This window comes from Collinsella aerofaciens (assembly GCF_902501475.1).
Lineage (GTDB): Bacteria > Actinomycetota > Coriobacteriia > Coriobacteriales > Coriobacteriaceae > Collinsella > Collinsella aerofaciens_AL.
The window spans coordinates 52,551-76,257 of the sequence record NZ_CABWIF010000060.1 but is presented as its reverse complement, the minus strand read 5'-3'; the positions used below and the strand labels follow the sequence as shown (position 1 = coordinate 76,257).

General features: G+C 57.2%; 17 protein-coding genes. 10 read left to right on the top strand and 7 right to left on the bottom strand.

Annotated elements, in window-relative coordinates:
* The first annotated feature begins 51 nt into the window (after positions 1–51).
* Both GDJ93_RS09905 and GDJ93_RS09900 read left to right on the top strand, forming a co-directional pair.
* The gene (locus tag GDJ93_RS09905; protein WP_152068661.1) at positions 52–297 is read left to right on the top strand and encodes a glutaredoxin family protein; all 246 of its coding nucleotides are present in this window, start codon (positions 52–54) and stop codon (positions 295–297) included.
* Positions 298–1,131: 834 nt separating this feature from the next.
* Positions 1,132–1,398, top strand: coding sequence for a ribbon-helix-helix protein, CopG family (locus GDJ93_RS09900; protein ID WP_152068660.1), 267 nt, complete (start codon positions 1,132–1,134; stop codon positions 1,396–1,398).
* Between the two features lie 143 nt (positions 1,399–1,541).
* On the opposite strand, the gene GDJ93_RS09895 is transcribed toward GDJ93_RS09900, so the two are convergent.
* The 6 genes from GDJ93_RS09895 to GDJ93_RS09875 all read right to left on the bottom strand — a co-directional run bounded on the left by GDJ93_RS09895 (position 1,542) and on the right by GDJ93_RS09875 (position 8,099).
* A complete protein-coding gene (locus tag GDJ93_RS09895; RefSeq protein WP_152068659.1) occupies positions 1,542–2,495 on the bottom strand; it encodes a tRNA dihydrouridine synthase in 954 nt (317 codons plus the stop codon).
* A 53-nt stretch (positions 2,496–2,548) separates the two neighbouring features.
* Positions 2,549–4,018: an ABC transporter permease gene (locus GDJ93_RS10265; protein WP_306421718.1), complete on the bottom strand. Its 1,470-nt coding sequence runs from the start codon at positions 4,016–4,018 to the stop codon at positions 2,549–2,551.
* A gap of 11 nt (positions 4,019–4,029) precedes the next feature.
* The gene (locus GDJ93_RS10260) at positions 4,030–5,802 is read right to left on the bottom strand and encodes an ABC transporter ATP-binding protein (RefSeq protein WP_306421717.1); all 1,773 of its coding nucleotides are present in this window, start codon (positions 5,800–5,802) and stop codon (positions 4,030–4,032) included.
* 254 nt (positions 5,803–6,056) lie between these two features.
* A complete protein-coding gene (locus GDJ93_RS09885; protein ID WP_152068658.1) occupies positions 6,057–7,028 on the bottom strand; it encodes a TlpA family protein disulfide reductase in 972 nt (323 codons plus the stop codon).
* 29 nt (positions 7,029–7,057) lie between these two features.
* Positions 7,058–7,939 carry a 4Fe-4S binding protein gene (locus GDJ93_RS09880; RefSeq protein ID WP_226812592.1) on the bottom strand — a complete coding sequence of 294 codons (882 nt, stop codon included), beginning with the start codon at positions 7,937–7,939 and terminating at the stop codon, positions 7,058–7,060.
* Between the two features lie 13 nt (positions 7,940–7,952).
* Complete coding sequence (locus tag GDJ93_RS09875; protein WP_226812590.1) at positions 7,953–8,099, bottom strand: CD1871A family CXXC motif-containing protein; 147 nt, start codon at positions 8,097–8,099, stop codon at positions 7,953–7,955.
* A 73-nt stretch (positions 8,100–8,172) separates the two neighbouring features.
* Between GDJ93_RS09875 and GDJ93_RS09870 the strand changes: the two genes are divergently transcribed.
* The 7 genes from GDJ93_RS09870 to GDJ93_RS09840 all read left to right on the top strand — a co-directional run bounded on the left by GDJ93_RS09870 (position 8,173) and on the right by GDJ93_RS09840 (position 21,627).
* Complete coding sequence (locus tag GDJ93_RS09870; RefSeq protein ID WP_152068656.1) at positions 8,173–8,865, top strand: response regulator transcription factor; 693 nt, start codon at positions 8,173–8,175, stop codon at positions 8,863–8,865.
* Positions 8,862–10,013, top strand: coding sequence for a HAMP domain-containing sensor histidine kinase (locus GDJ93_RS09865; protein WP_152068655.1), 1,152 nt, complete (start codon positions 8,862–8,864; stop codon positions 10,011–10,013). The genes GDJ93_RS09870 and GDJ93_RS09865 overlap by 4 nt, the downstream gene beginning before the upstream one ends.
* 67 nt (positions 10,014–10,080) lie before the next feature.
* Positions 10,081–11,085, top strand: coding sequence for a helix-turn-helix domain-containing protein (locus GDJ93_RS09860; protein WP_152068654.1), 1,005 nt, complete (start codon positions 10,081–10,083; stop codon positions 11,083–11,085).
* 156 nt (positions 11,086–11,241) lie between these two features.
* A complete protein-coding gene (locus GDJ93_RS09855) occupies positions 11,242–15,609 on the top strand; it encodes a hypothetical protein (RefSeq protein ID WP_152068653.1) in 4,368 nt (1,455 codons plus the stop codon).
* 391 nt (positions 15,610–16,000) lie between these two features.
* Complete coding sequence (locus tag GDJ93_RS09850) at positions 16,001–17,998, top strand: DNA gyrase/topoisomerase IV subunit B (protein WP_152068652.1); 1,998 nt, start codon at positions 16,001–16,003, stop codon at positions 17,996–17,998.
* Positions 17,999–18,043: 45 nt separating this feature from the next.
* Complete coding sequence (locus GDJ93_RS09845; protein ID WP_152068651.1) at positions 18,044–20,284, top strand: DNA gyrase subunit A; 2,241 nt, start codon at positions 18,044–18,046, stop codon at positions 20,282–20,284.
* 248 nt (positions 20,285–20,532) lie between these two features.
* Positions 20,533–21,627 (top strand): DUF8462 domain-containing protein, encoded by a 1,095-nt coding sequence (locus tag GDJ93_RS09840; RefSeq protein ID WP_152068650.1) that lies wholly within the window; start codon positions 20,533–20,535, stop codon positions 21,625–21,627.
* Between the two features lie 107 nt (positions 21,628–21,734).
* On the opposite strand, the gene GDJ93_RS09835 is transcribed toward GDJ93_RS09840, so the two are convergent.
* Entirely contained in the window at positions 21,735–22,265 is a 531-nt protein-coding gene (locus GDJ93_RS09835; RefSeq protein ID WP_152068649.1) for a flavodoxin family protein, read from the bottom strand.
* Between the two features lie 321 nt (positions 22,266–22,586).
* Here GDJ93_RS09835 and GDJ93_RS09830 point away from each other — a divergent pair, with 321 nt between their 5' ends.
* Positions 22,587–23,507, top strand: coding sequence for an LPXTG cell wall anchor domain-containing protein (locus tag GDJ93_RS09830; protein WP_152068648.1), 921 nt, complete (start codon positions 22,587–22,589; stop codon positions 23,505–23,507).
* The last annotated feature ends 200 nt before the right edge of the window (positions 23,508–23,707 follow it).

Below are 23,707 nucleotides of genomic sequence, written 5' to 3'. Positions count from 1 at the left end.
ACCGCGGCTGCTTTGGGTATTTCAATCGAAACTTCAACCGATTGGAGACCCATGGCTACTAATCATGAGCTCACGCTGTACGTTATGACCGGCTGCCCGTATTGCATAAAAGTCAAGCGATTCCTTGCCGATAACGGTGTGACCATCCCCGAGCGCAATATCTCGACCGATACCGAAGCCGAGCAGACACTCATCGCCGTCGGCGGAAAACGCCAGGTTCCCTGCCTGTTCATCGACGGCAAACCACTCTACGAATCGAGCGACATCATCGCATGGCTGCAGGAGAATCTGCTCTAGTATGCACGCTCTGTCCGTCCAGGGCCCCAGCCCATACGGCCCAAACATGTACACCAGCATCCAAAGTCGACATTTTTCGACATCTTTGGATGCTGGCGTACAGCTTTTGGGTAGTCATGGACGCTCTTAGCCGGCTAATTGTTTGAGGCGACCTTTGGATTATGGCTGTTTGACGCCTCTGGAAAGGTTTCCGAGAGGGCTGTGGTCAAAAAAGGGCAAATATGAGTACTGCTACCTGTTTAGTAGCAGCGATTTTGATCACTTCAGGAACTATTCAACGTTCCATACGTCCGTAGACGACGCTATTTCTCCTCATATGTTCAATAAAAGTAGCTCCTAATGGGAACAAGTCTCATCAGGAGCTACTATTTATAGCAAAATAAATGCAACTATAATGGCAACAGTACTCATATTTGCCCTTTTTTGACCACGACCCTCCAGAATAGCCGCTGAGGACGACACTAAATGACAAAATCCGACACTTGGACGTTCTTATATGACTAGCCATTGAAGGACACCTAACGACTACTCCCATTCGCGACACACTGTGTCGCGAATTAAGCTGGTCCCATTATCGAAGACCAGTGAGAGCTCCTGCTCAGAATCTCGATAGCTTAATAAAGCGCTCCCCTCCGGAAGTTCAATGAGCATCCAAATTCCAGGCTGAAAAGCAAAGGAGTATCGAAGCCGTCAATGCTCATTTCCTATCGAACACGCGGGTCAAAACAAGCTAATTAGCCTGATAAACTGTTTGTATTTTTGTCTACAAAACTGTATACAAAAAGAGTATCCGTTGACCTCTGCTCGACATTATGCCGATCGATAGGAGGCGCTATGGACGCTAAGCAGCTCGAAAAGATGATGGGATTTGCCCCTGGAGAGTTGGAGAAAACCGCGGAAGCCTACGAAAAAGATGAGTGGCCGAAGGGTCGCACCATCAAGTTGGGAAGGCCACCAATCTCTGATGAGCCGAGCGTCGTTTTATCAGCACGTGTGGGCGAATCGGTTCTTGAAGCGTTTGATGCAAAAGCAAAGCGCCATGGGCAAACACGTACGGAACGACTCAGGGAGCTCATCATACTCGATGCGATGATTGCCTAGTCACCCTCCGAACCCAAACATGTACGCCAGCATCCAAAGTCGACATTTTTCGACATCTTTGGATGCTGGTGTACAGTTTTTGCGGGTAGTCATCGGGGACGTTCTTAAATGACTAGTCGTTAAAGTGCGTCCCCAATGACTAGCTAGCCGTGGAAGCGGGCTATGGGTGCGAGTGGCTGCTCGCGAAAGACGCGCTCGACGGCGGCGCGGTATTCGTCGACCTTTTTGGTCTTGCGTACGATCTTGTGGACGGTAGCGGGATCAGCGAAAGCGCACTTGGCGTAGAACCACCACTCCTTCATGCGGAAGACCGCATTGCCGCCAATCTCTTCTGCATATGCCGCAAACAGCGTGTCGTGGAAGCGCTGCAGCTCAGCAGCCGTTGCAGCAGGGCCGCCCTTGACCATGCGAGCCAGAGCGGGGTTCGCGAGCAGGCCACGCCCCAACATCACATGGCGCGTGCCGGGATAGGCCTCCACCAGCACGTCCATATCCTCAAGATCAAAAATGTCACCGTTATAGGCCACGGGGAACGGCGCACGCTCCAGCGTCTCGCCATAAAACTCTTTGCGCGGCGAGCCCGTATAGCGGTCCTTCTGTACGCGCGGATGCACGATCAGCTCTGCCAACGGCATGCGGCAATACAGATCGAGCACGCGCTCGTATTCGTCGTCATTCTCCAGCCCCAGCCTGGTCTTTACCGACACCGGCAACGGCGACCGCTCGCACACATCGCTTAAGAACGCCTCGAGCTCGTCGAGATTGCGCAAGAAACCCGAGCCCTTGCCCTTGGCGACAACCGTTCCCGAAGGGCAACCCAAGTTGAGATTGACCTCGCGGTAGCCCATGTCGGCGAGCACCTGTACCGCCCACACAAACTCGTCCGCGTTCTTGGACATCAGCTGAGGCACTACGTTGAGCCCCTGGTTATTGGCAGGATCGATCTCCTTAAACGCCTTGCCGCCAAAGCGGTTTCCCACCCGCGGCGGCGGCAAAAACGGCGTGTAATAGCAATCGAGCGCACCGAAGCACTCCGCATGCACGCGACGGAACACATGCCCGGTAATCCCCTCCATAGGGGCCAACGATAGAATCATCTACTCTTCTCTCATATCAACGAACGTGACAAAGGGACTGTCCCTTTGTCACATTATTCGGAGCGCAGGGCTTCGACGGGGTCCTTCTTGGATGCGCTACGGGCCGGCAGCAGGCCGGCAACAACCGTCAGCAGCACCGAAATTGCAATGAGCACCAGCGCATCCTGCACGGGCAGACTCATCAGGTTGGGGACCTTTTTGGCCGCAAGCGCCCAGGCATTGACCGGGAAACTCACGAGCACCACGACGACAATGGCAAAGACGCCGGCGATGAGGCCCTCGATAAAGGTCTCAGCATTGAATACGTTGGCCACGTTGCGCTTCGACGCACCGATTGCGCGCAGGATGCCAATCTCCTTTTTGCGCTCCAGTACGCTGATGTAGGTGATGATGCCGATCATGATGGAGCTCACCACCAGGCTGATACTCACGAATGCGATGAGCACCAAGCTGATGGTGTTCACAATGTCGGTCACCGAACCCATGATGATGCCCATGTAGTCTGTGTACGAAATTGCCCGATCATCGTGGCCAGCGGCTTTGACCTGCTTGTTGTACGCATCGATATGATCAAGTACGCGCTCCTTGGCCTCAAAGTCGCGCGGGAAAATCTTGACCGAGATGGGGTCCGCCTCGTCCGCATAACCCAACGTGGTCAGATTGTTGTCGTAGGTGAGCTTCGACGCCTTCGCATAGCTCATCATGAGCGAGCTCAGGTCCTCGGCGTCCATGTTGAAATGAATGGCGCGAGCAAAGGCGCTCGCATCCACACGCATGGCGCTCGCCAGGTTAGCAAAACTCGACGACATCTGCGTCGCCATCTGGTCCATGAGCCCCGCCGCGCCCGCCTTGAGCTGGGATGATACCGTCGACGCTATCTGCTCGCTGATTGCCTTCATCATCTGATCCATAGCCTGCTGCAGATACGGAGCCAGCTGTTTTTGCACATAGTCGGTCATCGCCTGTTGCAGACGCTCGGCCAGGGCATCGCCACCGAGTGCCTTGAGCTGAGTCAGGTATTGCTGCGCCGCGGCATCACTCTCAAGATATGTCGAGAATGCGGCAGCGAGCTTTGACGCGTCCTTAAGATCTTCGGGTGACAGCGCCTTAAACTGTTCCGACTGCATAAAACCCGTGAACAGCTGGTTGGCGAGCACCCCCACTTGCCGCATCTGCTCGGGCGTAAGCTCCAGCCCATCGAAGACGCCCGAGAAATCGGGGGCCGGTGCTTTGGCCATGATGTCGCTGAAGTCGATGTCCTTGCCAACGTCCGAAAGGTCAATGTCCAGCCCGGACAAGTCAAGACCCGACAGGTCCATACCGCCGGCAACACCCGAGAGTGCAGACGCATCAAACGAGAACGCGCTCTTGAGCGCCGCCTCGTCCACGCTGAACATGTTGCTCAGATCCACGCCTTGTTTGGCCTCGCCCTGCAGTTCATCGAAAGACTTGCCCGTAAAGACATCCATCTCGGGATGAGCAAGCTGCTCCTGCACAATCTGCGAATCGGCGGCGCGCTCCATAAGCTGGCGAGTCAGCGCATGCGTGTAGGCAATGCCGGGGACAACGCACTCGCATTGGCCGTCTCGTTAGGTCGCACCACGCCCACAATGTGCACGTCAATACCGTCGGCAACCTTGGCGGCCATAAAGTCGGTGTCGCCAGACATATCGGTCCACATGCCGGTCTCTTCGTTTTTGCGATACGCATCGGCCGGCGACAGCACCTTAAACGTCGTGGACAACGCATCATCGTAGGTAAAGTCGGTGCCGGTCTCGGGCGTCTCGATCTTACCGTCGGCCGTCATGGCACTGTTTACCAGATCGTTGAGCTCATCGATATCCAGCGCACCGATGCTGTAGAGCGTGTAGTCACCCACCGTACCGCGGCTCGAAAGCACCATCACGGCTTCGTTGGCAGACGTGGGCCAATGACCGGCGACGACATCGTACTGGCTGTCGAGCAGACTCTGGTCGTCAATCATCTCGTTAAAGACCGAGGTTCCCATGGATTCCATGTTCACCGTTGCCGCCGAGCTCGCGCCTCCGCTCATGGCCTCGGTCATGGCGTTGGGAACAAGCCGAACGGGTTTCTCGTCACCCTTACCCGCACGATAGACAACCGGCGATACACCGTAGCCGTACTGGATGGCGTTGACCTCTTTATCGATGCCGTCGCCACCGGCATCGAGCCATGCCTTAAAGCTCGTCATGTCGTTGGACTTAACGCTCGCAAACATATCCTTTACGGCCGTGACCACAGGAATCCTATCGGTTCCCTTGGCCTTGCCGCCGGCACTGTCGTCGGACGAATCCACGTTTTCAGGCGAGTCATCATCCGCAGCCCCCTGTCCGCCCATCATGGACGACAGGTCGTAATCCTGCTTGGAAATGGTGAGCGGGTAGCTCGAGAGCGTATCCTCCTCGACCTTTTTGATGTAGCCGTTTACGCCGTTGGACAGCGCCAGAATCGCCGCGATACCGATAATGCCAATCGAGCCCGCAAAGGCAGTCATGGCCGTGCGGCCCTTCTTGGTCATGAGGTTTCGGGCAGAAAGCCCCAGCGCCGTCACAAAGCTCATCGAGGTTTTGCGCGTAGGCTTTGCCTCGCGACGCGCGGCCTTGGCAGCATCGAAGGGATCGGAATCGTCGGTGATCTTGCCGTCCGCCAGATTGACGATGCGCGTAGCGTACTGGTACGCCAGCTCGGGATTGTGCGTGACCATAATCACCAGACGGTCGCGCGCCACGTCCTTGAGCAGATCCATGACCTGCACGGATGTCGTTGAGTCCAGGGCGCCGGTCGGCTCGTCTGCCAGCACAATCTCGGGATCATTAATCAGGGCGCGGGCGATGGCCACGCGCTGCATCTGCCCGCCCGAAAGCTGACTCGGGCGCTTGTTAACGTGCTCGCCCAGGCCGACTTTCTCCAACGCCTCGCGCGCACGCTGGCGGCGCTCGGCATGCCCCACGCCCGTGAGCGTCAGCGCCAGCTCAACGTTTTCCAAAATAGTCTGATGCGGAATGAGGTTATAGCTCTGGAACACAAAGCCGATGCGGTTGTTGCGATAGGCATCCCAATCGCGATCGTGAAAATCCTTGGTCGAAATACCATCAATCAGCAGGTCGCCCGAGTCAAAGTGATCCAGTCCACCGATAACGTTGAGCATCGTAGTTTTGCCCGAGCCCGAGGGGCCCAGAATGGCCACGAACTCATTATCGCGAAAAGACAGGCTTACGTTGTCGAGTGCCACCTGCGTAAACGACTGCGTAACGTACCTTTTGCAAATTCCTTTGAGCTCCAGCATGGACGGCAACCTCTCCCACGCGGGCGCGCTCGCCCGCTCTCCTCCGCCGTTCGTATTCGACGCGTTTGTCCTATTCTATCCCCATTTTTTGCCGGCGCCAGTGAGGAATGTAGGGAACCGCGCCAAAAAACGAGCGGGATGGTGCCCAAAAGAAGAGGTCCCGAGCGGGACCTCTATATGGTGGAGCTTATCTTGAAAGGTAGCGGACTACTTCGCACAGCGGTGCACGATCTTCGCCATGCTTTACGCGTTTTTTACTGCTCGCTATTCGCAATCGCCTGGTCGATAAGCTTGTCGAGTGCTGCGCGCTGCTCGGCGGAGCTGATGGCTCCCACGATTGGATCCCCTACGATGTTGCCATTCTGATCGATGACATACGTTGTCGGGAACGAGAACAAATTTGACGTAAACTTACCGGCCTCGCTATCCGACTTGAACCAGATGTTCTTATATGTCACGCCCTTCTTGCTCAGCACGTCCTTGGCATCTGCAATCTCGCCCTTGTTGCCATCGAGCGTAAAGGAATTGACGCCCACGACCTGGCCGCCCTTCTCGGCAAGCTCCGTATTCAGTTTCTCAAGATCGCCCAGCTCGCCCACGCACGGCTTGCAAGTGGTGAACCAGAAGTTCATGACGGTGACCTTGTTCTTAGCGAATAGCTCGTCGCTGCTCACGTCGTTGCCATCCAGGTCTTTGCCCGTAAAGCTGGGGAACTTCGTCGCCTCGCTCGAAGCATTGGCACCAGCCGTCATGCCAGCGGTCGAAGCGTCGACGCTCTCGCCTGAGCTCGGCGTGCTTCCACAGCCGGGGAACTCCTTCTCCAGGCTCTCGAGCTTGTCCTCGATCTCCTTGATCTGCTGCGCACCGGCCTTGAGCGTCTTAAGCTCATCCGCCGTGAACTCATCCTTGGCGCCGTCGATGGTCTTGAGCAGGAAATCGCCGTAATTGCTGCCGTCCTCAATCATTGTCGAGTCTTTATTTGCCGCGTTGAATACCTTTTCCCACAGCGCGTTATCACTCGAAAAGATCTCGTTCTCCTTCTGCATGAGTTTTGCATACAACTCGGCGGCCTCCTCGGCATTGGTCGGCTTCTGCGCAGTGAGTTCTGCGATCTTAGGATCGGAGCCCGCAGATTCACTCGCATTGCCACCGGGTGCCGAGCACGCCACAAGGCACAAGGCCAATACCGGCACCATAAACAGGGCCGCAATCTTAGAAAGCTTCATGGTCATTCCTCCGTTTTGTCGAAGCTTGTTTACTTTTTATCGGCGGTCAAGGGGAGCTTTTCCGCCGACACATCCAGGCCATAGCGATAGCTGATGGCATCGACGGGACAGGCCCCGATGCACTTTCCGCACCGGATGCATTCGGCATGATTGGGCGCGCGGACCACATCAACGTCCATCTGACAAACCTTTGAGCACTTGCCGCACGAGACGCATTTGCACGCGTCGACTTGAATCCCCAACAAGGACACCCTATTCATGAGCGCATAGAATGCGCCGAGTGGACAAATCCATTTGCAGAAGGGGCGGTAGAACAAAACGCTCAGCACTACCACGGCAATGAGAACGGCAAGTTTCCAAGTAAAGAGATGTCCCAACGCAGATCGAATGCCGGCATTAGCAATGGCCAGCGGAATGGCGCCCTCGAGCACGCCCTGCGGACAGATGTACTTACAAAAGAACGGATCGCCCATGCCCACGTCGTTAACCACCAAGACGGGCAGCAGCACCACGGCAAACAGCAGTACGACGTACTTGATGTACGTGAGCGGCTTAAGCTTTTTCGTGGAGAACTTTTTGCCGGGAATCTTATGAAGCAGCTCCTGCACCCAGCCAAACGGGCACAAAAACCCGCATACAAAGCGACCCAGCAGCACGCCGAGCAAAATGAGCGTACCGGTAACATAGTAAGAAAAGTTGAACTTGGATGAACCTACCACCGACTGGAACGACCCGATGGGGCACGCACCCGATGCCGCGGGGCACGAATAGCAGTTAAGCCCGGGTACGCAGACTGTTTTTCCCGCGCCCTGATAGATGCCGCCTTTAGCAAAGTTTGGCAGGTGAATGTTGGTGATGAGCGTTGCCGCCGCCTGAATGAATCCGCGAATTCTGGCCAAAACATGCGACACGGTGTTTTTTCTTTTATCCAATTCCGATACACTCCAAGCACAGCCTAATCGCCTTGGCCAGCACGGCATCCGCCTCGCCACGCATAACGCCAAAGCACACCATGGCCACACCGACGATCAGCAACGCAACCTGCATTACAGGTTTTATCGCTTTGAACAACTTGACCACTCCTTTCGTCACGCGACCTATTGGACCATATCGACTATAAAATCCGTGTTAAGCGCGATTTGAAATGTGCAAGGAGACTGTTATGCGTATTTTGATCGTCGAGGACGAGCAGGCGCTGTGTGACGCAATCGCGCGCAGCTTGCGAAACTTGGCGTACAGCGTCGACTGCTGTCACGACGGGCAGGAGGCGCTCGACCTGCTGGGCGTCGAAGTCTTTGACCTCGTGGTGCTCGACCTCAACCTTCCCCGTATCGACGGCATGACCGTACTCAGGGAACTTAGGAAAACTGACTGCGAGACCAAAGTGCTGATTCTGTCCGCACGTGGCGAAGTATCCGATAAAGTCGCCGGGCTCGATGCCGGCGCCAACGATTACCTTACCAAGCCGTTTCATCTGGACGAACTTGCGGCAAGGATCCGCAGCCTTACCCTCAGGCGCTTCGCACAAAGCGACATAGTATTAACCTGTGGAAAGCTCCGCTTTGACACCAAGGCGCGCATCGCTTCCGTGGACAGCGAGGCTTTATCTCTTACACGCAAGGAAACGGGAATCTTGGAATACCTGATGCTTAATCGGGGGCGACCGGTAAGCCAAGAGGAGCTTATGGAGCACGTTTGGGATAGCACCGTGAACAGCTTTAGCAACGCAACCCGCGTTCACATCTCGTCACTCCGCAAAAAGTTGCGCGGCGCTTTGGGATACGACCCGATTCGCAATCGGATTGGAGAGGGCTACGTTATGGAGGATGGCGAATGAAAGGGCTTTCGCTGCAATGGCGCATAACGATTATGACGGCACTGCTCACGTGTGCGGCATGCGTGCTGACGAACTGCCTGGTCGGCTATACGGGCATGCGCTACATGGATGCCATCGGCAGTGACATCTCGGCCTTTAACGCAACCGGCGAAGATTCGCCCCAGGCGTTCGACCCAACGAAAACGACCCTCGATGACGAGGTCACGATCGTCGTAAACGACGCACAGGAGTCTTTTGGCACAACAGCCTGGTGCATCACGGCTGGAGTCACACTCCTTGGCGGCGTGCTGGCATACTTTGTGAGCGGCCGTGCACTCAAACCGCTACGGGCTTTTGCAGCCCAGGTTGAGCGCGTGCAGCCTGATAATCTAAGCGAAATCAGACTCAGTGAAGATGTGCCCACCGAGCTACAACGATGCAGCGCCTCTTTCAACGACATGATCGCCCGTCTTGGCGAAGGGTTCTCTGCACAGCGTCAGTTTACCGGCAACGCCGCACACGAGCTGCGCACCCCGCTCGCCCTTATGCAAGCACAGATTGAACTATTCATCTCCGAGCACTCCGGTTTGCAACCCGAAACAGCCGAGCTGCTCGGCCTGCTACAAGAACAAACCGAGCGCATGTCTCGAATGGCCAAGGTATTGCTCGAGATGAGTGAGCTCCGCAGCGTTCCTTGCGAGGACGATGTGGAACTTGGTCCCTTGTCCGAAGAGGTCCTCACCGACCTTGCGCCACTTGCCGAAAATAAGGGCATAACCCTCAATTGTGCTGGAGACGCTCTAGTAATCGGGAGCGACACGCTCCTCTATCGGCTGGTGTTTAACCTGGCCGAAAACGCTATCCGCTATAGCCGCACCGACTCGAGCGTTATCGTCTCCATCTGCGACAACGACAGCCACGTGTTCCTGCGAGTCGAGGACCAGGGCCCGGGAATACCCAAGCAGTACCGTGAGAGCATCTTCCAACCGTTCTTTCGTCTAGACAAATCCCGCAGCAGGGCATACGGCGGCGCAGGACTCGGGCTAGCGCTCGTTTGGGAGATTGCAGCGCTTCACGGTGGCACGGTAGAGGTCGAAGCAAGTTCCGAGAACGGGACCACCATGCTCGTAAGCCTTCCAAAACGATCCGCAGCGTCAACCGAACAGTAAAACGAAAGGGGTCCCGAGCAACAGGAGTACAATTGCTGCATTGTTGCCAGCTGTTGGGAGATGGAAGATGGACTGCGATGGCTACCCATGCGTTCCCATGCCGTTGATGTGCACCGCCTTTGTGCCGGGGCAGATTGACGCTGCGGTTGCAGGCATTCCCGACCCCGATTCGCGCGCCATTGCCACGGCAGAAGCGCTGTACTTTCGCGGACAGGCCACCCTCGCCGCCGAGACAGCACGCCCCTATCTTGACGCCACCGATCCCGCGCTGCGCTATTCCGCATGCTTTATCTGCGGATACGCCAACCTGTCGCTCAACCGTATCGCCGACGCCCGCCGGTGCCTTGCTGGCATCCTCGATACGCCGGCTGACGAGGAATCGCCCGCCGTCCACGCCACGCATATCCTATTCGCCTCGGCCGCGAGCGTCCTGCTGCACTTGCCTTCCCCGTATTCCGCCGAAGAGTTTTATCCGCTTGCGGCGCATCTGCCCGAAGGCCTGCGCCTGTTCGCCAGTTACGTGATGGCGCATGCCCTATACCTGCGCGGCGAATATGGCCGCAGTCTGGGCATGGCGGAAAACGCCCTGATCATGAAACAGGGAAGCTATCCGATCTCGGAACTATTCCTACACCTGGCAGCTTCCATGGCATGTATGAGCCTCAAGGACATCGGCGCCGCAAAAACGCACTTCGGAGTTGCTTGGAACATTGCGCGCCCCGACGGCCTTATTGAGCTCATTGGCGAGCATCACGGCCTTTTACAGGGGCTTATCGAGGCATGCTTAAAATCGCAATACCCTGACGATTTCGCGCGCATTATCGAAATCACGTATCGATTCAGCTACGGCTGGCGGCGCATCCACAACCCCGATTCGGGCGAGGACGTGGCTGACGACCTGACGACCACAGAGTTCACCATGGCCATGCTCGCCTGCCGCGGATGGACCAACGCCGAAATCGCTCGTCATATGGGTGTGTCGCCAGGTACCGTTAAAAATCGACTGTCCAACGTGTATGCAAAGCTTGGCATCGGCACGCGCACCGAACTGGTCGCGCATATGTTGCGTTAGCGACCAGACTGCCTAGCGCGGCACGTGCGCCCCGGAGCCCCGGCGCTTCACTCGCTCAAATTGGACATTTTGGCCCTCGGACGGCACTACCGTGACAGGATGCCTTCTCGCAAAATTGGATTATTTCCACCGATACCTGCGGGATGGGAGCCAAAGATGCTTGATCGCCGTTCGTTACTTGTTGCCGGAGCGTCCTCGCTGGCGAGCATTATGTTGCCGCGCGTGCCGGGAAGCGCAAACGCCTTCATATTGCCGTTCGCGCCCACCGAAGCCTATGCCGACGAAAAAGACCCTTTCAGGGTGCTCGTTCTCTCGCGCACCATGTTTGGTGTGGTCGTGGTCGACGTCGCCAACAAGAATACGCCTATCACGGGTGCCCAGGTCACGCTCACATCGCGCTATGCCGCAGGCAAGCAGCTCACCGCCACGACCGATGACGAGGGCACGGCCATCTTTGAGGTCGCGCCGCTTTCGGAAGGCTACGTGAACGAGGCAACGCTTCTCGACGCGTACGACTTTAACGGCGGCATCTCCATTAGCATGGCGGGCTACCGCGATGTCGAGATTCCCCTCGCGCGTGTCCAAGGCGGCACCGCTATTACCGCACCCACACGTCCGCTCTCCGATGGCGAGCCGTACTTTCGACAGCTCACGTTCGACGAATGGGACATCCAGTACGCCGACGCCACGTTTATGGCAATGCCAGCGGACGAAGCAGCAAACGACCAGCCCGACACGCACGCTTTTACCGTGCAGGCTCATCTGCCGCAGGGCGGGCAGGCAACGTTGCATATCAATAAAGTGATGCCCGCTGCGGGCAGCTCACCCGAAACCGTCACACAGATTGGCCAAGTCAAGGCCAACGCATCGGGCGCGGATAATCTGGCAACGTTCACACTCGAAGACAAGTTCCTCGATGCGGCATCGGGCCTTCTGGAAGAAGGGTGCAAGCTGCGCTTTGTCCTCGACTATCAGGGCAAAACCTACACGCTCTCCTCCCCCATGGCCGTTGTCACCGCGCCGGCCGCAAAGGCGGAATCAGGCTCGACCACCATCATTCCCACCACCATGGACCAAGAGATCACTCCGTTTGATTTCCCCGCATCGTTTCCCGGCATCGGTGGTAATAAGTTCACGTGTTGGATGCCCACATTTCCAATCCTCTTCGATTTCTCGTTTGCTGGATACGTGCTGTTTGGCGGAGGATACAAACCAGCCAGCTATATGAACGATTCGGGCAACCCTGATCCGGAATACTGGAAGAAATCGCCGCGCGAGTCGGGCGCCAAGCAGGCAAACCGCTACCTCGACGAGATGGAGGGGAAGTGGAATCAGTACAAGAGTATGAGTGCCGGATCGGGCACCGATCCAAGAAACACCAAGCTCCTTCGCCACCATTGCACGCCGCTGTTCACGATGGATATCGCCACACAGCTGTACGGCTCGCTCGCCTACGATTGGGTGGGCAAAACCTGGGGTAACAACAACGACCCCGCATACGGCAATATTAAGGCCCTCTTCCAGGTAAGAACCGACCTCAATTGGACCGAGCAGTTTACCCTAGGACCGGTGCCATTTTTCCTAAACGTCAACCCCTGGGTGCTGGCAAAACTGGCACTCGCCGTGGGTGCCCACACGCACGGCAGCGGCGCGGCGTTTTTTAAAAACATTTCGCTCGACTATTCAAACACGTCGGGCTCGTTCACCATCCAGATCGGGCTTGCCGTCACCTTTGGCGCCGGCGTTGCAGGCGTCGCTTCGTCTGCCGTGCGCGGCGCCGCGTCCCTCACACTGTTCATTGGATACGAGAAGGCGGACGGCCACCAGCTTCCGCGACTGCGCGTGGGTGCAGACGTCGATGTCGATGTGATACTCCAGTTCGTAATGTTCAAGTGGACCACCAAGGCTTGGTCGGGGTCGTGGCCCACACTCCTCGATTCGTGGAATATGTCGGTGAACAATGGCGACCAGTATGTGCTCCAGCGCTCTGAGCTCGCATTGGGTGGAGATACGCCTTATACGCTGGATGCCTGCTTCGGCTCGGCCGGCAACATTGAGGCGGGCGGCGTGCCGCAATTTATCGCATCGGCCACCATCGTCACCAACGCCGAACTGCTCGCACGCGCCGAGGTTAAGGCCACTGCCGTAAACGCCGCGCCTGTCGTGCGCGATTGGGATCAAGCGGTCACGCGCATTGAGCTCGAGGCGGATGCAGAAAGCGACGACACGGGACAGATCGAGCATTTCGTCCATGCACTGATAGAGAACGACGAAAACGCCGCGCCGATGTATGAGTACACCTACATCGGTCAGGCAACGAACACCGTTGCCGACCCAAACGCCAATTCTGCCGGCGTGTCGGAGGACGAGCGTGGCGGCATCAAGCCCTCGAGCGACAACGTGCTGTTTGCTGGCGTGCTCAGCGAAGCCCACATGAAGCTGGCAATGATTGCCGGCGTAGAATGCCTGTTCCGTATCGCCTCGGTGCGCTACGGCGACAATGGTCGCTCGCGCCTGGTGGTACACACAAAGGCAAACGGAACGTGGTCCGCTCCCACGCCTGTGGACTTTCCCCTTGGGTTTGGCGAGGAAGACGTGGGGCGCGACGGCATATACGATTACGACTTCGACGTAGTGGAATATACGGACGGAAGAGGAAACCAGGACGCCTACGTGCTGTTGGTCTCGGGCGAGCGCCCCGCCGGCGACAACACCCTTTTCGATACGGCGAGCACATCCGGCATACTGTCCGTTGTGCGCCTGCGCATAAGCAACGGCGGAGTTCGCGTGATGTCGCACACGTCGTGGCGCAGCATCTCGCGCGGCCGCCTTCAGGAGGATGGCCACCATTGTCTGCAGTGTCCACGCATCACGGTGGGCAAGACGCTGGTCGACGGGCGCCTGTCGGGCGCTTACCTCCACCGCCGCGGAACCACCGCAGAAAAGGCGCTCGGCAGCGAGGCTGAGGTTGCGTTGGAGTGCTTTACCCTGTGGTCGGATGATTTGGGCGACAGTCTCACGTTCCGTCAGGTCCTCCGCTTTCCGCAGGCACCGTCGAGCATCGAGCTGGGCGCGCCCGAGAATATCAACGGCAAAATGGTGGTGCCCGTTGCGTACGAGACCGAAGACGGTTGCGGCTGCGCATCGTACGCCGTGATCGGCCAGTCCATTGCGGGCTGGGGCGTTATGTCACCAGATGCCACAGTACCCCGTGCAGTGCCGTGGCCGCAGCACACGGGCTTTTTGGCAACCGTCAACGAGCAACTGCAGCATATTACTTGGACGCGAGGCGCATCGGCATTTGCAACGCAGCCCGTGGGTGCCGCAGGCTGTGGCCCGGCATCGTTTAGCGTAAGCAACAACGGCAGGTGCGTGCTCTATGTAGAGAACACCGATGGCAAGGTGGGACAAACCTACGACGAAGAAGGCAACCCGGTAGCAGTGATGGGCAAGCACTTCCGCATCTTCGCCAGCACCTTGGCAGGCAATCTGTTCACGGAGCCGTTTGTGATGTGCGAGCTGGACCATCCCGTCGATCAGATAACGACATTTTTGACGTCGGGAGGCATGCTCTCCGCGCTCGCCACGCACATTGTGAGCGCGGAGAAGAGCGAGGCAGAGCTGCACGGCATCGAGGTGCCCTTGGTGGCGTGCGCCACTCCGACGGGCGCGGTCACTACCTCGGGCGCGGTGGTGCCCGGAGCGGCAGGCGAATCCTTCATGGTCACGGTGCGAAACGACGGCAACACCTTGCTGACCGCCGGCACGATTGATCTGTACCGAGAGGGCTCCAGCCAGCCGTTCTCCAGCGCATCCATCGGATTCGGCGCGAACGCACGCATGGCTTCGATCTACGATCCAGAGCTTGCCGAGGATGCTTCGACCAACGACATGGCACACGTGAAGTACGCAGTCGAGACGCTGGGCACACGTTTTGCGACGCACCCGCTGGTTGCCGACAATGGAAACGCCGTGCTGGCACCGGGCTGCACGGCACAGTTCCGCATGAGCTTCGCCATCCCCGAGAGTTGGGGCGACGAAGTGGGCAAACGCGTAATGCTGTATGCGAAAGCGCGTGATCTGGTGGCGCTCGATCCCGTAACGCTCGAGGAAATTCGACCGGGCGCAAACTCGGCGCTGGGTGCCGTACTGCACGAGCTTCATGTGCCCGACGCGGCATGCGAACGCTCAGAAGCGCAGGTCGGCGTTTGCGATAGCGCGGATACGACAGGGCTTCACGACGCCCCGATGACAGCAGACGGCGATGGTGGCTCGAGTGGCGGTGGTACTGGCGAGGGCGGCGGCTCCGGCGGAAGCAGCTCCGGCAGTGGCAAGGACCACGGCAATAACAAGCGCTCCGGAAAAGCGGGCACGCTTGCGGGCACGGGCGATGTCAACGCTCCCCTTACGGCAGCCGCAGCAGCACTCGCCGCAGCTGGTGCCGGCCTTGTCGCCTACAGCGCCCGCCGCACGGCACTCGAAAACGACGCCCCCGATGAGGTCAATTCTGATAAGCCTCACTAGCTCTCAGTTACCTTTGCGAGAGACGCCGACTCGGCTCATCGAACATCAAATGGGCTGGTTCTGGATACCCAGAGCCAGCCCATTACGCATTAGATGTCGTCAGAGGAGTTGAGTTCTGTCTCGAGCTTGGCACGGCGTCTTTTCGCCAACAATCCGCACGACACGTCTTCGACAACGTATCCAACCGCAAACGCAGCAAGACACATTCGGCCGTCTTCAAACTTACTCGGACAGAGCCGACTCGGTTTTGTCCGAGTAAACGAATCTCCATCGAATTCCGAACGATTGTTCGATGGATTTCGTGTTGGGTGGAATCGTCTGTGGGCTGGGCTATGCTACCTTGACTATCTATATGACTTAAACGCAGCAAAGGAGCACCGAGAGAGCGAGTATGGCAAAAAACACCGCAAACTATGGTAACGACAGTATCCGCCAGCTCAAGGACGAGGAACGCGTACGTCTACGCCCCGCCGTCATCTTTGGCTCGGACGGACTCGACGGCTGCGCGCATGCTGCCTTCGAGATCCTGTCCAACGCCGTTGACGAGGCGCGCCAGGGCTACGGCAAACTTATCACCCTTACCGCCTTTCGCGATGGCTCCATTCAGGTAGAGGATAACGGCCGTGGCTGCCCGCTCGACTGGAACCCTTCCGAGAAGCGCTTTAACTGGGAGCTCGTCTTTTGCGAGCTCTACGCCGGCGGCAAGTACAACAACAACCAGGGCGGCGACTACGACTTCTCGCTCGGCACCAACGGCCTGGGCTCCTGTGCGACCCAGTACGCTTCCGAGTACATGGACGTCACGGTTTGGCGTGACGGTAACAAGTACTCCCTGCACTTTAAGAAGGGTAAGGTCGTCGGCGCCAAAAAGAAGGCACTCGAGATTGAACCCAGCGACGAGGACCGCACCGGCACCACCATCAAGTGGCGTCCCGATCTTGAGGTCTTTACCTCCATCAGTATCCCCCACGAGTGGTATCGCGAGACCATGCGCCGCCAGGCCGTGGTCAACGCCAACGTGACCTTCCGCCTGCGCATCGAGGGCGACGATGGCGAGTTTTCCGAAGAGGATTTTTGCTATCCCAAGGGCATCGAGGACTACGTGCTCGAGAAGGTCGGTACCGACTACCTTACCGAGCCCTTCTTTATCGAGGCCGACCGTCGCGGTCGCGATCGCGAGGACCTGCCCGACTACAACGTGAAAATCACTGCTTGCATGTGCTTCTCGCGCACTTTCATGATGCAGGAGTACTACCACAACTCATCGTGGCTCGAGAACGGCGGCTCGCCCGAGAAGGCTGCCCGCAGCGCTCTGACCAGCGCCATCGATGCCTACATCAAGCAACAGGGCAAGTACAACAAAAACGAGAGCGGCATTAAGTGGCAGGACGTCCAGGACTGCCTGGTACTGGTGACCAACTGCTTCTCCACCCAGACGTCCTACGAGAACCAGACCAAAAAGGCCATCAATAACCGCTTTATCCAGCAGGCCATGACGGCATTCTTTAAGGAGCGCCTCTCGACCTACTTGATCGAGAACAAAGACGCCGCCAACAAGATCATGGAGCAGGTGCTCATCAACAAGCGCTCGCGCGAGAACGCCGAGAAGACGCGTCAGAGCATCAAGACCAACCTGCAGCAGAAGACCGACATGGCCAACCGCGTGCAGAAATTCATCGACTGCCGCTCCAAGGACAAGAGCCGTCGCGAGATCTACATCGTAGAGGGCGACTCGGCAGCAGGCGCCATTCGCACGTCGCGCGATGCCGAGTTCCAGGGCGTTATGCCCGTCCGCGGTAAGATCCTCAACTGCCTGAAGGAGGACTATCCGCGCATCTTTAAGTCCGACATCATCATGGACCTCATGCGCGTGCTGGGCTGCGGTGTGGAGATCAAGGACAAGCGCATCAAGAACCTTGGTGCCTTTGACCTAGACAACCTCAACTGGAACAAGGTCATCATCTGTACGGACGCCGACGTCGACGGTTATCACATCCGCACGCTCGTGCTCACCATGCTCTACCGCCTGGTGCCCACGCTTATCGACGAGGGCTACGTGTATATTGCCGAGTCGCCGCTCTACGAGATCAACTGCAAAGAGAAGACCTACTTTGCCTACACCGAGCTCGAAAAGAACGGCATTCTCAAGGAGATCGGCGACCAGAAGTGCTCCATCAACCGCTCCAAGGGTCTTGGTGAGAACGACCCGGACATGATGTGGCTCACCACCATGAACCCCGAGACGCGTCGTCTGATCAAGGTGGAGCCCGAGGACGTCACCAGGATGGAAACTATGTTCAACCTGTTGCTGGGCAACGACGAGGCAGGCCGCAAGCGCCATATCTCCGAGCACGGCAAGGAATACCTGGACCAGTTGGACCTGCAGTAGCAGCAAATCGATAACGACGGCCCTTAAGAAGTTCAAGAGGATATCGTGGCAAAGAAGAAGACGAAGAACCAGCCGAAGAAAAAGCAGGTCAACGCCGAGAACGTCATCGGCCTGCACTCCGAGGTCACCGACCAGCCGATCACGCAGACGCTCGAGGTCAACTACATGCCCTACGCCATGAGCGTCAACGTCTCGCGTGCGTTCCCCGAGATCGACGGCTTTAAGCCCTCGCACCGCAAGCTGCTCTACACCATGTACAAGATGGGTCTGCTCAAGGGCGAGCGCCAGAAGAGCGCCAACATCGTGGGCCAGACCATGAAGCTCAACCCGCACGGCGATGCCGCGATCTACGAGACGATGGTGCGCCTGGCGACGGGCAACGAAGCACTGCTTGCCCCCTTCGTGGAGTCGAAGGGCAACTTTGGCAAGTACTATTCGGGCGATCTGAGCTACGCCGCCTCGCGTTATACCGAGGCCAAGCTCTCCCCCATCAGCGCCGAGATCTTTAAGGACATCGACAAGGACCCGGTCGACTTCGTTGACAGCTACGACGGCGCCATGAAGGAGCCACGCCTGCTGCCCACCACGTTCCCCAACATCCTTGTCTCGGCCAACAAGGGCATCGGCGTCGCCATGGCGTCCGACATCTGCGGCTTCAACCTCAACGAGGTCTGCACCGCCACGATGCACTACCTGCAGGATCCCGACTGCGACCTGCTCGAGTACATGCCCATGCCCGACTTCTCGACCGGCGGTGAAATAATCTACCGCCGCGAGGAGATGGAAAAGATTATCGAGACCGGTCTTGGCAGCTTCCAGATTCGCTCCCGCTGGCGCTGGATTCCCGAAGAGCGCATCATCGAGGTCTACGAGATCCCCTACACCACCAAGACCGATGTCATCATCGAGCGCATCGTCAAGCTCTCCAAAGAGGGCAAGGTCAAGGAGATCGCAGACATCCGCGACGAGACCGACCTTTCGGGTCTGCGCATCGCTATCGACCTTAAGCGCGGTGTCGACCCCGACAAGCTCATGGCCAAGCTCTATCGCTCGACCACGCTGCAGGATTCGTTCTCGTGCAACTTCAACGTGTTGGTCGATGGTTACCCTCGCGTTATGGGCGTGCGCCAGATCCTGCACGAGTGGGTCAAGTGGCGTATTGAGTCCACGCGTCGCCGCATTAACTTTGACCTGGGCAAAAAGTCCGAGCGCCTGCACCTGCTGCACGGCCTTGAGGCGATCTTGCTCGACATCGACAAGGCGATCGCCATCATCCGTGGCACCAAGCTCGAGGCCGAGGTCGTCCCCAACCTTATGAAGGGTTTCGACATCGACGAGACCCAGGCAGAGTTTGTTGCCGAACTTAAGCTCCGCAACATCAACGAGGAGTACATCCTCAACCGCACCAAGGACATTGCCAAGCTTGAGGGCGAGATTGCCGAGCTTGAGGAGATTCTCTCCAGCGAGGAGAACATCAAGAAGGTCATCAGCGACGAGCTGGCCGCAGTCAACAAGAAGTACGTGATGCCGCGCCGCACGGGCAGGATTGAGCCCCACGAGGTCATCGAGGTGAGCCTGGAGCCCGAGGTCGAGGAGTACCCGGTCACCATCATGCTCTCGCGCGATGGCTACCTTAAGAAGATGACGGACCGCGTACTCAAGAAGGCGACCACGCTCAAGTACAAGGACGGCGACAAACCCTTTATCGAGTTCCCGTCCTCCAATACGCATGAGCTGCTCGTGTTTACCAACAAGAGCCAGGTTTATAAGTGCAAAGTCGCGGCGTTTGAGGATACCAAGTCGGCACAGCTGGGCTCGTACCTGCCCACCGACCTCGAGATGGAACCCGACGAGAGCGTCATCTGGGTTATCGACCCCGAGGACTACAAGGCCGACGTGCTGTTCGTCTTTGAGAACGGCCGCGCGGTGCGCGTCGCACTTGTCGGATACGTTACCAAGACCAACCGCAAGCGCCTCAAGAACGCCATCTACGGCGGCAGCAAGCTGCTATATGCCCAGGTGCTCAAGGAGGACCGCGACATCGCGCTGGTCTCGAGCGACTATCGCCTGATGAACTTCAACACGTCGCTGCTCAAAACCAAGACGACCACCAACACGCAGGGCGTCCAGGCCTTTACGGCCAAGAAGGGCCGCTCGGTCACCACCGTCGGCACGACCGAGGAGATTCTTGGCGCCGGCGTCTCGGCCGAGAAGTTCACCGCGCAGAGCCTCCCCTCAGCCGGTGCCCTCATGAAGGAAAACGACATGCCGAGCCTGTTTGACTAGGTACCACGGCAACGAGACCGTTAGATACTTCGCAAAGCGACGAGGCCCGGAGCGCAACGGCATTGCGCCCGGGACTCGTCGTTTTTCTTCTCAACTATTTCTTAACGCAGATTAATTGATTTCTGCTTATTATTCTGCGTTAAAAAATGTCAGCGTCACTGCTTCGATGCCCTTTGGTCGGTCGTTAGCAAAACTTGCAAAAATTAGCAAAACTTGCAAAAATTAGCAAAACTTGCAAAGGAGACACCATGGAGTACAGCAAGAACCCCTTTACCCCGACGTTCGGAAGTATCCCTCCCTTTCTAGCGGGTCGCGAGCATATTCTGCGTGACATCAACCGTGGTTTTATCAACGGCCCGGGAGATCCAAACCTGTCGACTATTTTTACGGGCGCAAGGGGAACGGGCAAGACGGCGCTTCTCTCGCTCCTTTCAGAAACGGCGCTTGAACACGGTTGGATCGCAGCAAATGTCTCCGCCATGCCAGGCATGCTCGAAGATATTATCGAGCGAACCAAAGAAGCCGCAGATAGCTACCTCTCACAGCCTCATGCGCGCATAAACGGCGTTCAAATTGGTCCAGTGGGCATCGATTGGACATATGCTCAAGAGGTCCAGGGCAACTGGCGCACACGCATGAATGGCATCTTTAAGCAACTCGAAAAACATGACATCGGACTTCTCATTACCATCGATGAAGTCACCGTCGATCTCGAAGAAATGCTTCAATTTGCCTCTGTTTACCAGCACTTTGTACGCGAAGGTAAAAAAGTTGCCCTACTCATGGCAGGACTGCCCTACAAAGTATCGGCGTTGCTGCGTAACGATTCCGTCTCGTTCCTCAGGCGTTCCCAATATCATCAGTTAGGACGAATCACTGACGTTGAAATTGCAAACGCGTTTCGCAAAACCGTTGAGGCCGGAGGACGTTCAATCACACCAGAAGCGCTCGAGAATGCTGTGAAGGCCGTCGACGGATTCCCCTACATGATGCAGCTCGTCGGATATCGCACTTGGGATGTTTCGGAGAACTCGCCCCAAATCAGTGCATCCGATGTCCAGCAGGGTTCCCTACTCGCACGCATGGAGCTGCATGATCGCATTCTCGAAACGACCTATCGAGAGCTTTCCGATAAAGACATTGAGTTTTTACTCGCGATGCTGCCCGATTCTGGCCCCAGCAGGGTCTCGGAGATAGCCAAACGCATGGGCGTCGCCAGCAACTACGCAAGCCAATACAAACGCCGCCTTCTCGAGGACGGCGTCATCGGGGAACGTGGGCGTGGTCTCGTTGGCTTTGACATCCCCGCATTCAGGGAGTTCCTGAGCGAGAAAGTCTCCTAGCACGCGGAGATTGTCCATAAGGACATCAACGCATGGCAATCAGTAATCCTCTTGGTAAGGGAAGTAGGCTTTCCGCCAACGCTTATTGCCATGCGTTCTTCTTGTCCTTAGGCGAGCTTGCGAGCGAGCTCTCGCACCTCTTCCAACTTGGGCGAGGAGGCCATGCTGTCGCGCTCGGTCATACCGCTGATGGCGACAATGCCCTGGTCCTCCCACTTGCAGTACGCGCAGGTTGACTTGTACATAGCGATCGCCGCATCATAGACGCCCTCGCTGTGGCTATCGAGCAAAAGGGCCGTCTTGGTGAACGGGAAGCCCGTAGCACCGAAGGCGTACAGGCGGTCGATGGCGGCCTTCTCCTGCGCAGTGATATCAAACCAGTAGATAGGCGAAGCGAAGACAACCATATCGGCGCCTTTCAGTGTCTCGACCACACCGGCCATGTCGTCCTTCTGCACGCAGGCGCCCTCATGGGCAAAGCAGTACTGACACCCCAGGCAACCAGCGATCTTTTTGCCTGCAACGCGGATGACCTCGACCGTATGGCCGACCTCGCGCGCGGTCTCGGCAAACGCCTCGACCATGGTGTCGGTATTGGCGCCCTTGCGCGGGCTACCGCTCAATACAACGATATTCATAAGAATCTCCCTTCTTCATGCCGCAGGCGCGCGGCATACATTTCGTTGTAACCAAAACGGATGGAGCTATTCAGTCGTCTGTAGATCGCATCTCTCGTTCGTGTTCTCTAGACACAATCTCATTGCCTGATAACTCCTCGGCCACCTTGATTCTCTCTCCGAGAATTGAACAGCAAATCGTTGCTCGCAAAGTATCGACTGTGAGAAAATTAGCTTGAGCTTTCTCCCTGCTCGCATAAGCGTTCGCGTGAAAGAGCCTAGCCGCATCGGCCAGGCGCAATATAGATCCGCGGAAACCGGCCTACGAACAAGGAGCGTCTTATGTATGGACAGCATGTTGCACCGCAGACCCATAACAAACGGACTAGCCTGTCTATCCGCGACGTCAAGCGTCATGCAGACGCCAGAATCGCCGCCTTCGGAGTAAGCATTCTTGTGGCAGGACTGCTTTTGCTACCCTGCGCAGCACTGGCGACAGAAATGCCCGAAACCGATGTCGCAGCACCCATTACCTGCGACGAAGCCAACGCGGAAGGCAGCCTCACGGCTACCACCGTTGTCGACCATAACTATGACCTGGAGCTCCCTCCTGCCTTTATGTTGGTCCAGAATGAGGCGTTTGTATACGATTTCCCCGACAAACCCGAAGACTTCATCTACGGGCTTAACGACACCGTCCATCTCTTCAAGATCGACACCGATACCGAAAGCCTTATAAAAACCGAGAACCCCAAAGAGGCCAGCGTCTCTATTGCCCTGACCATGATTGACAATCACGTTAGAGCAACCGTAGTCTTTACAGGCAGTTACGCCGACGACCAAATCCCTTACAGGCTGGACCTCAACAGCTCAACCTACCTTGGCACACACGTTGACCGTGACTTCGACAGCGGGCAGGGGATTATGCACGAAAGGCGGCACGATTACTACATCCGTTACGTCTTCGACAGCGACGTGCACTTGATTGCAACCGATACGAGCGGTTCCAAACCCGATCCAAGTGTTAAGCCGATCCCAGAGGTTAAACCCGAACCGGAAACCAAGCCCGAGCCCACACCGCAGCCCAAGGCAGAAAAGCCCGCGGCAAATCCCGTTTCCACCAAGGCAGTAGCGGCGGTTAAACCAGCCGGGACCACCCTACCCGCGACAGGCGACAACGGTGCGATGGCAGTCGCCCTGAGTGTTGCCGGTGGTGTAGTTGTGGCAGTTGGCATTTCCGCAACAAGGCGTCGCAACCACTAGCCAGCATTTCGTACCCCGCAGACAAAGCTCTATCCCCGCTCCGATGAGCTTTACTCACCGAGAAGTTTCTTCCCCACGGAAATGAGTTTCTTTCCAACGGCCGCCTTCACGCCATCAACGCCCCGCGAAACCGTCGAAACAGACTGTGCCGAACCGCCATCGAGCTCTACCCCATCGCAAACAGTGTCGACGGCGTCTTC